At 37.5% G+C, this 11485-nt stretch carries 12 protein-coding genes; 8 read left to right on the plus strand and 4 right to left on the minus strand.

Annotated features, from left to right (window positions below):
- Positions 1-1113: 1113 nt before the first annotated feature.
- The gene (locus tag AC1DOS_RS13175) at positions 1114-1572 is read right to left on the minus strand and encodes a GNAT family N-acetyltransferase (RefSeq protein WP_477537875.1); all 459 of its coding nucleotides are present in this window, start codon (positions 1570-1572) and stop codon (positions 1114-1116) included.
- A 275-nt stretch (positions 1573-1847) separates the two neighbouring features.
- Entirely contained in the window at positions 1848-2486 is a 639-nt protein-coding gene (locus AC1DOS_RS13180; protein ID WP_477537876.1) for a TraX family protein, read from the minus strand.
- A gap of 187 nt (positions 2487-2673) precedes the next feature.
- Here AC1DOS_RS13180 and AC1DOS_RS13185 point away from each other — a divergent pair, with 187 nt between their 5' ends.
- From AC1DOS_RS13185 to AC1DOS_RS13210, 6 genes are all read left to right on the plus strand, one after another.
- Positions 2674-3033, plus strand: a complete 360-nt coding sequence (locus AC1DOS_RS13185) for a nuclear transport factor 2 family protein (RefSeq protein WP_477537877.1) — start codon at positions 2674-2676, stop codon at positions 3031-3033.
- A gap of 63 nt (positions 3034-3096) precedes the next feature.
- The gene (locus AC1DOS_RS13190) at positions 3097-4140 is read left to right on the plus strand and encodes a serine hydrolase domain-containing protein (protein ID WP_477537878.1); all 1044 of its coding nucleotides are present in this window, start codon (positions 3097-3099) and stop codon (positions 4138-4140) included.
- 132 nt (positions 4141-4272) lie between these two features.
- On the plus strand, positions 4273-4746 hold the full coding sequence (locus AC1DOS_RS13195) for a hypothetical protein (protein ID WP_477537879.1): 474 nt from the start codon (positions 4273-4275) through the stop codon (positions 4744-4746).
- A gap of 103 nt (positions 4747-4849) precedes the next feature.
- Positions 4850-5344, plus strand: a complete 495-nt coding sequence (locus AC1DOS_RS13200; RefSeq protein ID WP_477537880.1) for a P-loop nucleotide/nucleoside kinase family protein — start codon at positions 4850-4852, stop codon at positions 5342-5344.
- Positions 5345-5438: 94 nt separating this feature from the next.
- Positions 5439-5615, plus strand: coding sequence for a hypothetical protein (locus AC1DOS_RS13205; RefSeq protein ID WP_477537881.1), 177 nt, complete (start codon positions 5439-5441; stop codon positions 5613-5615).
- 73 nt (positions 5616-5688) lie between these two features.
- On the plus strand, positions 5689-6204 hold the full coding sequence (locus AC1DOS_RS13210) for a DinB family protein (RefSeq protein WP_477537882.1): 516 nt from the start codon (positions 5689-5691) through the stop codon (positions 6202-6204).
- 206 nt (positions 6205-6410) lie between these two features.
- On the opposite strand, the gene AC1DOS_RS13215 is transcribed toward AC1DOS_RS13210, so the two are convergent.
- Both AC1DOS_RS13215 and AC1DOS_RS13220 read right to left on the minus strand, forming a co-directional pair.
- Positions 6411-7706: an amidohydrolase gene (locus tag AC1DOS_RS13215; protein ID WP_477537883.1), complete on the minus strand. Its 1296-nt coding sequence runs from the start codon at positions 7704-7706 to the stop codon at positions 6411-6413.
- A gap of 39 nt (positions 7707-7745) precedes the next feature.
- Positions 7746-8933 (minus strand): M20 family metallopeptidase, encoded by a 1188-nt coding sequence (locus AC1DOS_RS13220; RefSeq protein WP_477537884.1) that lies wholly within the window; start codon positions 8931-8933, stop codon positions 7746-7748.
- 167 nt (positions 8934-9100) lie between these two features.
- On the opposite strand from AC1DOS_RS13220, the gene AC1DOS_RS13225 reads away from it, so the two are divergent.
- Positions 9101-10510 carry a M20/M25/M40 family metallo-hydrolase gene (locus AC1DOS_RS13225; protein ID WP_477537885.1) on the plus strand — a complete coding sequence of 470 codons (1410 nt, stop codon included), beginning with the start codon at positions 9101-9103 and terminating at the stop codon, positions 10508-10510.
- Positions 10476-11485: M20 metallopeptidase family protein (locus tag AC1DOS_RS13230; RefSeq protein ID WP_477537886.1), on the plus strand; the 1010-nt coding region annotated here is incomplete at its 3' end. The genes AC1DOS_RS13225 and AC1DOS_RS13230, both read left to right, overlap by 35 nt.

Genomic DNA, 11485 nt, shown 5'->3' on the forward strand with positions numbered 1-11485 from the left:
GAATCTAATGGTAATGGAATTATGCGAAAACGGGCTGGAAAACATTTCAGGTGAAGTAGATTATTCAATGTATGGTGAATTAAAACTTTGAAAAGCATAGGTGAAAATTTGTTTGTTTAAATACTCCAAAGTTAAATAAAATAAGAAATTTGTTATTACAATTGCTAAGAAAATAATTATTTCTTTGTCAACTAACGGGTGCTTTAGTTGACCAACCAGCTGCCTTTAAAAGGCGGCTTTTTCTTGGTTGAATACTTCCTAATTCATCTATTATGTCAACAGGTTTGCATGCCCCATACAAGCAAGTTCATTTGTTTACTACCTGCAATTGAGGAAATATTGTTATATTTGTAGAATTCTCAAGAGGAAATACATATGTTATATTATAGTTGCGCTAAGGAAACTTTTTTGCTCAAGGAAACAAGTTCAAGTTTTCTTACACGATTTTTAATTAGGAGGTATTTTATGTTTGTAGGATTTTTAAGAGAAAATGCATTTGCTTCTTATTCATTAACTGTAGGGTTTTGGGCGACTTCTTTTTATGTTTGTCAAATTCTTAAGCGAAAATGCATAGCATCATTTTAAATGGGGTTTAACAATATTCGCGTAAGAATCTTTTAGCAAAATACAAACTTTTCTTATTAAACTAACGAGTGTTTTAGTTGAAGAAATCGGCTGCCTTTTATAGGGCAGTCTTTTTTTAATGAACCTAGTTGAATTCTTCCCAATCGGGGTGTTATGTCAACCTATGGTGTATGCTCGATACAATCCATCTGAGTAATTGAATCGAGGTTTTGCGGACGGATCATCCAGTTACTTGGTCAACTAACGCAACAGGTTAATGGAATAGGAGGAGTTGTGTGTTCTGGATAAAATTTTGTTTGATTGCGATAACTAACGAGTGCTTTAGTTCAATAAGCCGCTACTATTATTAATCAAAAACACCCAAGAAAGAGAATTTAACACATTAAACGTTGCAAAATCAATGAAACAAGGGCTACCAATTCATATACGAATTGATAACCCTTTTGTTTACTTATTTATGTTTGTACTTCAAAACGGAACCCGTTACCCCAAATGGTCCTTTTTTGCTTAAGATATTCTATCAACTGATTAATCAGTAGTTACTTCTTTAATAACTGCCATTTCTTTACCGAACCTATCACCGTTATCAATGAATCCTAAACTTGCGTACAAGTTATGTGCTCCCAAGTTTTTGGGATGATAACCTACAATGATTTTTTGAGCATTCAATGATTTAGTCATCTCAGCCATCATTAGTTTGGTTGCTGCTTTACCTATGCCCTTACCTTGGAATTGCTTATCCACCATTATTCTATATACCCAATAACCATCTAGTTCCTCTTGAACAGAATTATACATCAAAAAACCAACTACCTTTTCTTCAGCATAAATAGCATAGGGCTTTAATGTAGTTTCAAACTTTGATTGCGATATTGATATAGCATTTGGTTCAATATATTCTTTTTGTTCTTCCGATACCTCTAATTCCCAACAATCGTACCAATTTTCTGCATTTAACTCTACAATTTCCACATTTTCTATTTTCATAATTTTCCCCTTTCAAAATTCGGGGAAACGCTAAACCAAGTTGTTAATTAGGCGTTATCCCCGTGTAATCATTACTAATAATAAGCCTTTTGTTTTTTTTCATAATGAACGCCTCCTCTAACAACTTTCGTCTGTAAATTAATGGGTAATTTTTCAGGCATTTTTATTGTATCATATATTTTTTTTATAAATTTCTTTTTCTTCTCTAATTAGTCTAACAAGAAAATAACAGAACCTTTGTATCAAGGAGTCGCGTTTCCTACCTCTATTAATTCTTATCTATAAATTAATAGGGATAGGAGATACAAAATCAACATATGGGTTGGGTAAAAAGCTCGATAGAATAATCTTGGTATTTTCACTACAGGAAGGTGATTTTTGAAAATTATTATGCTTGTGGCAATGATACTGAATGATTGAATAGAATGCCAAGAATCAAAATAATTCCAGCTATATAGAACGTTTAAACTTACATGACCGATTAGTAGTGCAACCGGTTTTTCTTTCAGAAAATAGTAGAGTAAAAATAATAAGTATCCATATATACCGTAGTCCGTGAAATCTGAGATGGGCACCATGATGAGACCAAAAATCACGAGGATGAAAATCCCCCGAATTATCCCGATTTTTTCATATATTACGATTGCAATTGCTCCATATAATAGGGTGAAGAGTACGTTTAATGAATAGGTCTCGAAAAGGAATGTAAAAGGAAGTTGCGCTAATACGCCAATTACCAATAATCTTTTAAAATAGGTAGATCTACTACTTGTTAATGTTAACCCCCTCACTAATAGGTAGGTGTAAATAGGAAAAGCAATCCTTCCTATCATTCTCCAAGTAAGGTCAGTCGGAAAAAATTCATACCCGATATGGTCAATTAACATGGTTATTATCGCTATCCATTCCAACATACAGAAACCCTCATTTGCAAAAATAAATTAGATTTATTATATCTATTAGACATGCCGATTATTAAAATTAATTTCTTTAATTATATATTGTTATTTGAAGAAAAAGGGAAATATGTTTCCTTGTAGAATTATTATAAATAGATGAACAGATTTTAACGCAATGAATTAACGAAAAGAGGTCTGAATAATGTCTGATCAAGAAACTTTAAAAGAGCATCTATTGCAGCTCGAAGAAAAATTATTAAAACCTGAAATAAGGACATCACTTGTAGAACTCTCAAATTTACTTGCAAGCGATTTTTTTGAATTTGGAAGTTCTGGAAACATATTGTACAAGGATGGAATTGAGGCAGATGGAATTGGAGTTGTGAAGATGACATTAAGTGATTTTAAAATACATCAACTATCTACAAACACAGTGTTAACCACTTATCGAATATTTAACGAAGTAAAAATGCAGTATACATTGAGAAGTTCTATCTGGAAACTTAGTGATGGACAATGGAAAATGTTTTTCCATCAAGGGACTCCTACTCAAGCACAATGAAACAGTTTTTTTCAATAACATACTGTGAGCAACTAGAGATGATTTAAATTGGAGGAATATAAAATGAAACAAAACATAATTGATCGAATAGAAAACTTGCAAAGTAATAATCAGTTTTCGGGGACAGCATTTGTTAAAAATGAAGACCAGGTTTTAGTAGATGTAAGCTACGGATACGCGAATCGTTCTGAACAAATTAAAAATCAAACAGAAACTCGGTATGGTATAGCTTCAGGCTGTAAGCTCTTTACTTCAATCGCAATTTGTCAGCTTGTAGAGGAAGGAAAAATTTTCTTTGACTCTACTTTAAGAGATTGTCTAGATGTGAAGTTTCCGCATTTTAACGAAACGATAACGATTCATCATTTGTTAACGCATACTTCTGGAATACCTGATTATTTTGATGAAGAAGTGATGGATGATTTCGAAGATTTGTGGATTAAAAATCCAATGTATCATATTAGGTGTTTGAAAGACTTCTTACCTTTATTTCAAAATGAGAACATGAAATCAGCAGTAGGCGAGCGTTTTCATTACAATAATGCAGGTTATATATTGCTCGGTTTGGTAGTTGAACAAGCAAGTGGACTTGCCTTTACTGACTATGTTGAGAAACGGATTTTTAAAAAAGCAGGAATGTTGGATTCAGGGTACTTTGCTTTTGACTCTCTCCCAGAAAGGATTGCGCTAGGTTACATTGATAATTCTGATGGGACATGGAAAACGAATATTTATTCGTTACCAGTAAGAGGTGGGTCGGATGGTGGAGCATTCGTTACAGCAACAGATATGGGGAGGTTTTGGGAAGCCCTTATGAATCATCAACTGATAAACAAATCAATTACCAATCAGTTACTCACTGCCCACACCGAAGTCAAAGAAGATAGCTTTTATGGGTATGGAGTATGGATAGAGAAGAATGAGAATCTTATCTCCAAATACCATGTTATGGGCTATGATCCCGGAGTTAGTTTTCACTCTGCTTATTTTCCTAATTCTTCATTCAAGGTTGTTGTATGCTCAAACAAGTCGAGAGGAGCATTTGACATAATGAAAGGAATTGAAGAGGAATTGTCGGAAATAACATTTAACAAGACCTCTATTTAATCGGTGGGAAAAAGAGGGCAAGTTAAACTCACGAATACAATTAGTATTTCTCTAATTTCTTGTTCTGTTATAATGCTGATTTTTGCTCCGTTTTTCAAGTGATTAAAAATATATCAGAATGGAGGTATCCTCTTGTATCTTTTGAATGGAGTAACAGGATTTAGTCATGATAAAAGTGATCCAGCTCCAACAATTGATGGAAAGAAATTTAAAAAGATTTGTTTTGCAGTGGTCTCGGAGAACAACGGGGTAGTCTTATCTTTTGAAGAACCGAAAGTAGCGACAAACTTTTATAAAGTGACTGTTAAGATTTTCGATAACCATGTTTATATTTTACTTAATAGTAGTTATCCTTTCTTAGCTTTTGCATCTTCAGTTGAATATGGAAGTATTAATTTTATTGATAATCACCCTTTAGGTAGAATGTTTAGTCCATTTTATATTGTTTTGAGTTCACTTGAACTGAATGAAACATTATTGGTTAAAAAAGCTAGGGGTAAAGTTATATTAGGAATCGACAATGAATTAAGCGACGCTGAAATAATGGAATTATTCTATTGGAAACCATCAAATATTGGAGATGTGGTATTTAACTTTTGGGATTAGTTTTAACTTCTTAGAACAATTAAAAGGATTAGTCATTTCTCAGGTTGACATAAAAAACTTTATAAACCGGTATTAAATAGATTGTTAAAGGGAAGTGCATCTCATGTTTTTTCTTCAAATGTCTGGATTTCCGGGTTCGGGGAAATCAACTCTTGCTCGACGAATTTCAAATATGACAGGTGCAGTTATTATCGATCACGATATTGTTAAATCGGCATTATTAACCTCTTCAGAAGTTGAAAATTTGAATTCGAATGTTGCTGGAAAAATAGCGTACGATATCGATTGGTTATTAGTTGATTTTCATTTATCTCAAGGTCAAAACACTATATTAGATAGCCCTTGCTTTTATACAGAGATGGTAGAAAAGGGCGTTATTTTGTCTGAGAAACATAATGCAAATTACAAATATGTTGAATGTTTTCTTAATGAAATGAAGGAAATTCAATATAGATTAAAAAACCGTACAGCCATGATTAGTCAAATTCAGCAGGTTGTCTCTGAAAAGGTATTTTTGGAATGGATTGAAAATAGTAAAAAACCATCTGATATTCAATGTCTTAAAGTCGATTCTGGAAAACCTATCATACATGGATGAGGTTATGTTGTATATAAATAAGTAACGTGACCACTAGGTTTCAAATCTTAGATATGTTAATAGTTCTTCATTTGTAACAGATTTGGGTTTACATGTGGTCGACATTGTTTTTCTTTGCGATCACCAATCTGGAGAGGCATATGCGAAGATTCCTGATGAAGTAGACAGTGTTTGTTGGATGTCAACTCATCAAATATTAAATAATGATGCAATACCGAGTTACTTAATGGAAAATATTAAACTTGCTGAAACATTGGTAGGAAGTAATTAATGAGCTAAATACATAAAATTATTATTCATTCATTAATATTGGTAACTTGTGATTGTAACGAGGAGGAAACACGATGTGGACAAAACCAACTAAAGAAGAATTTCCCGCTTATTATGGAAAGTATATTGATCTAGTTTCCGAGGGGTCTCTTGAAGATACGCTAATCAAACACCTTGAGAACACAACTGCATTGCTTTCGGATGTTTCTGAAACACAAGCGAATTATCGTTATGCACTAGGGAAATGGACACTGAAAGAAGTTATTGGCCATATCGCAGACACGGAACGAATTATGAGTTACAGAATTCTCCGGATAGCAAGAGGAGATCAAACGCCACTTGCAGGCTATGATGACGAGCAATATGTAAAAGAAGCTTTATTTCATTCCCGTTCATTCCCAGATTTGCTTGAAGAATATTCTACAGTAAGGCATTCAACCCTTTCTCTAGTGCGTGGATTGTCTGAAGTAGTTCGGGATAGAAAAGGAATCGCGAACAACAGCGAAATTTCCGTAAGTGCTCTGGCATACATTATTGCAGGTCATGAACTTCATCATGTGAAAATGATCAAGGATAAGTATCTAATATAGCTTGTAAAAAGGATGCAAAGCTAGATCCTATTATTTGAACTGTTAATTGTATGTGCAATTGGAAAGTAAAGTAGATGTAAACCTAGATAAATCAATAAAAAATAGACATCCAACTGTATATCTAATTGGGTGTCTATTTAGGGTTGTAATTTAGAAAAAGTGTTTCAAAACTGAACGGCTTACGCCACTTTGACCGGATTTTTTTATCATGCATTCAATTTAAGTGCAACACGATACAAAACATCTACTCMGGTTCTCAATGACGATTCATCGATGTCGAAGCGTTCGTTGTGGTGTCCTGCTGAAATATCACTGCCGACCACACAGTAAGTTGCCTTCCCACCTAGCTCCATGACCCGGTTCATAAAGTACGTTGCATCTTCAGAACCCGAGGGACCTTCTGACCACTTGATGACATTCGTTATTGTGGGATAAGCTTCAGCCACAGCAGCTACCCGCTCAACAAGCTCTTTACTCGGTACACTACTTAGTGCTCCTCCGACAACTTCCACGTTAACATCCACTTGGTACATCTTTGCTGCACCTTCCAAAACAGACAGAGCTTGGCCTCGAATGAAATCATTAATCGCTGTCGTTTCACCACGGGTTTCAAGTTTCAGGAAAGCGGAGGGAGCGATAATGTTTCGACCACTGCCTGCTTGCAAGACCCCAACATTTATGCGTGATGCACCTGCTGAGTGACGGGGAATCCCGTAAAGTCCCAATACTGCAGAAGCCGCAGCCGTCAAGGCATTGCGTCCTTCCTCGGGTTTCCCCCCAGCATGGGAAGCAAACCCTCTGAATCTCACATCCATTTTAGTGGTTGCCAGATATCCCGCATTGCCGGCAACAAAGCTCCCTGTAGGAATTCCTGTTCCAAGGTGAGTGGCGATAAAGTAATCGACATCGTCGACTACTCCCGCTTCAACCATCGATTTTGCTCCACGCGTACCTTCCTCAGCCGGTTGAAAAATCAATTTGATCGTTCCAGTCAACGAATCTTTATTCTCCATAAGTATGGTGGCTAAACCCAGTCCGATGGCAGTATGTCCATCATGTCCACAAGCGTGCATCATGTTGGCATTTACTGAAGCGTATCCATTTTTAAATGGAATATGATCTTCAGACAGGTCTTCCTGGATATCCAGGGCATCCATATCGACACGGAAGGCTGTTGTAGTTCCGGTCTTTCCAGTTTCCAGAGTTGCTACAAGTCCTGTCATACCACCGGCAAATTTCGGCAACCATTCCAGATTCGCGCCGTTTTGTTCTGCCCACTTATAATGACTATCCAATACTTCTTTTGAAGGTACACCCATTCGAGCGTCTGCAATCATTACTTCTGAAGCCACTTTTAATGGATACCCGAGTTGTGTCAGATAAGCCGCCACAATCGAAGCGGTCCGCATTTCCAAAAATCCCGATTCAGCATGTTGGTGAAAATCACGTCTCCACACGATGAGTTGTTTATCTAAACTAGTTTCGGTAAGAGTAGTTGTCATTTTTTCTTTACTCCTTTTCAAAATTTTGTATGTGAAACTTCACGATGTTTGTTGTGGGGTCATCTTCTCATTCAAATCCGTTGATGAATTTTGTGCATAGACGATACATAGTTCTGCGACTAGAGCACAACGTTGTGCAAATAAATCAAATCGGATATGTTCATGTCTGGCATGAGGACCATCACCCGGAATGCCTAATCCATCAATTGTCGGGATGCCCAGTGCAGACGTGAAATTCCCGTCACTTCCTCCACCTACGCTTGATTCCTTAATTTCAATATTTATTTTCTGGCCAGCTAGTTTCGCAAGTTTGAACAATTTTTGATTTGCTTCGTTTCGCTCAAGAGGTGGTCGATTTAATTCACCTGTAATCGTCAATTTGGCTACCGGGTTTTTTGGTTTCAGTTGTTCAATCGTCTGCATGATTCGATCTGCTTCATCCAGGGTAGTCACACGGAAATCAATGTCGATGGAGGCGTGTYCCGGGACAACATTGCTTGTTGTTCCACCTTTAATTGTTCCAACACTTACAGTAGTCCCTTTTGAATAATCCGTAAGTTCTTCTAGTTGCTGAACGAGATAAGCAATTTCCAGGATCGCGTTAACACCATCTTCATGATGATTCCCTGCATGTGCACTTACACCTTTTACAGCTAACTGGTACATGCCAATCCCTTTTCTGGCTGTTTTAAGTGCATGCGAATGTGCTTCAGCAGGTTCCATGACAAATACGGCATTACATGTTTTCGCCACTTCTTCAATTAAGCTACGAGAAGACAGACTGCCTGTTTCCTCATCTGACGTGAACAGGAATACAGGTGAAATGGGCAAAGTATCTAGTGTGTTCTCTAATGAAGTAACAGCCCAAATTGATGAGAGTAATCCTGCTTTCATGTCAAAAACACCAGGTCCAAATAATAATTGTTCGTCGAAGCGGATTGGAAGTTCCCCTTTTTGCCAAACCGTATCAAAGTGACTAAGGAATAATATACGTGGTTTTGATGTTTCTCTCTTTTCAAATTGAAGATGATCACCAGAGTCTTTTTGTGGATGTACTTTGCAAATGTAACCGCTACCAAGCCTATTATGGACAATGTCCTTTAACAAATTTCCTGTCATATCAACTAGATCTTTTTGCATGCTGGGTGACTCGGCTTTTACAAGTGATATTAAATCATCTTGTATTTCTTGAATATGTGAGGATAAAAATTCATGTGTGTCTGACAAAACCTATGCATCTCCTTAATCGTTATTTAGTATAAATAACTTAATCATAAATAGATTGATAAATCAATGAATTTAAAATAGTTAAAAAATAGATTGACAAAATATTTCGATTTAAGTAATGTTAAAGAAATTATTTATGGTATTTTTCCAAAAAGGGGATGAGGTTTTTGGACAAACGAATTTTTTCATTTATTGACGAAAAACGCGAGGAATATATTAAATGGCTAACTGATTTTTGCCAGATTCCGAGTGTCGCTGCACAAAAACGTGGCATGAAGGAAAGCACGGATTTTTTGGAAGCCCTTTTTGAAAAAGCATTGCAGACAAAACCTGAATTGGTGCCTACTAGAGGTTATCCAGTCGTCTACTCGCATTTGAAAGGTGAAAGTCCAACTACATTAAGTTTCTATAATCATTACGATGTACAACCTGAAGATCCCATTGAACTATGGAATTCACCTCCATTTGAACCATTGATGAAAGATGGGAAAATATATGCCCGTGGAGTTGCGGACAACAAGGGAAATCTCATTGCTCGTTTAGCTGCCATCCATGCAATCAAACAAGTGACTGGTGAACTGCCAATTGATATCAAGTTTATTTTTGAAGGTGAAGAAGAAATCGGCAGTATTCATTTAGCTGATTTTGCTGATAAGCATCAAGACAAAATTCAATCAGACGGGTGTGTTTGGGAATTTGGCTATCGTGATGCAGATGATCGCTTACAAGTATCCCTAGGCGTAAAAGGAATGTTGTATGTAGAACTTTTCGTCAAAGGTGCAAACACGGACCTTCACTCTGCTCAGGCTTCCATTATCGAGAGCCCGGTATGGCGATTAATATGGGCGTTGAATTTATTGAAAGATTCGAATGAGCGTGTTCTCATTCCCGGTTTTTATGATTCCATCAATCCCATAACGGAAGAAGAACGGGAGTTGCTTTCTCACTACCTATTAGAGGAACAATCAACATTAGAGCACTTGGGAGTCAAGCAATTTGTAAATGGTTTAACGGGTGAGGAATTGAAATCGAAACACATATATGAACCAACATGTAATATTTGCGGGATCCAATCGGGCTACACAGGGGAAGGATCGAAAACGGTGTTGCCATCGGAAGCATTTGCCAAAATTGATTTCCGATTGGTCCCTGGACAAAACCCACATCAATTACTGGAAGATTTACGTTCCTATTTAGATGATAACGGGTACGATGACATCGGCATTCGCATATTTGGAACTGAAGAAGCGGCGCGTACACATCCTTCCGAAAAATTGGCTCAAGCAGTCATCGAAACGATCGGTAAATATAGCGAGCTCACTCCAAATGTGATTCCAAATACACCAGGTACAGGGCCAATGTATGTTTTATGCCAACGATTCGGCATTCCATCAGTTTCCTTCGGTGTTGGACATTTTGCTTCTTATACACATGCACCAAATGAAAATATACGAATTGATGATTTTATCGAAAATATTAAATTGATGGCTGCACTTGTATTTACATTTGAAGAAAAGATGAATGAGAAGGGAGTTGAGCATAGTGAGCCAGTTAAAAACGGGACTCCATCCGTTTGACCGAGTGAAAGAGCTTCATCCGGCTTTGGTTGAAGCGGTTGACGCCGTATTTGATGAAATGGTCGTCATTCGACGAGATTTAAGAAGACATCCTGAACTAGCTTTCCAGGAAAAACGCACAGCGTCGATCGTCGCAGCGTATTTGCGTGAATGGGGATATGAAGTAACTGAGGGGATTGGAGGCACAGGTGTTATCGGTGTTTTGAAAGGGACAACCCCTGGTCGAGTCATTGGCTTGCGTGCTGATATGGATGCATTGCCAATGCCGGACGAAATAGATGAAGAGTACAAAAGTGTCTGTGACAATGTAGCGCATACATGTGGCCATGATGTTCATACGACCAATTTACTGGGAGTCGCAAAAGTCAACTCGATGATCGGACTTGAACGAGGGACATTGAAACTGGTTTTCCAACCTGCCGAAGAGGTAGGGGCAGGAGCAAAAGCAATGATTGATGCAGGTGCACTCTATGACCCGTCGATGGATTTAATGGCAGGACTTCATGTTGCCCCAGCATTGAGAGTTGGCGAATTCGGTACATCGAATGCAAAGTTCAGTGGTGCGGCAGTAGATATATTCGAACTCGAAGTGACGGGAAAGGGTGGCCATGCCGCTCATCCACACTTAGCGATTGATGCAGTGATGATTACAGCACAAGTGCTTGTTTCACTTCAACAAATCGTGAGTCGTCAAATTGATCCACTTGATTCTGTTGTATTAAGTGTTGGACAAATCCAAGGCGGTACGAAAGGCACAATCTTACCGAATTCTGTAACGGTAAACGGAACGGTACGAACTTTACTTCCGGCTACGCGAGAAGAAATGCCAAAACGAATTGAGCAGATTGCTTCCAACGTGGCAGCCGCTTTTGGTGGAACGGTTCGTTTGACTTATGATCGTGTTACACCATCTGTACAAAATGATGAATTCGCAAAAGCCCTTCTTCATGAAGTTGTATCAGAGCTGTTCGGAGA

Source organism: Paenisporosarcina sp. P5_A11 (assembly GCF_056400705.1).

What these genes read in the sequence shown, in the direction of transcription:
- AC1DOS_RS13175 (WP_477537875.1), bottom strand. Translation starts at nt 1,572, where the DNA reads ATGAAAATAGAAAATGTGGAAATTGTAGAGTTAAATGCAGAAAATTGG.
- AC1DOS_RS13180 (WP_477537876.1), bottom strand. Translation starts at nt 2,486, where the DNA reads ATGTTGGAATGGATAGCGATAATAACCATGTTAATTGACCATATCGGG.
- AC1DOS_RS13185 (WP_477537877.1), top strand. Translation starts at nt 2,674, where the DNA reads ATGTCTGATCAAGAAACTTTAAAAGAGCATCTATTGCAGCTCGAAGAA.
- AC1DOS_RS13190 (WP_477537878.1), top strand. Translation starts at nt 3,097, where the DNA reads ATGAAACAAAACATAATTGATCGAATAGAAAACTTGCAAAGTAATAAT.
- AC1DOS_RS13200 (WP_477537880.1), top strand. Translation starts at nt 4,850, where the DNA reads ATGTTTTTTCTTCAAATGTCTGGATTTCCGGGTTCGGGGAAATCAACT.
- AC1DOS_RS13210 (WP_477537882.1), top strand. Translation starts at nt 5,689, where the DNA reads ATGTGGACAAAACCAACTAAAGAAGAATTTCCCGCTTATTATGGAAAG.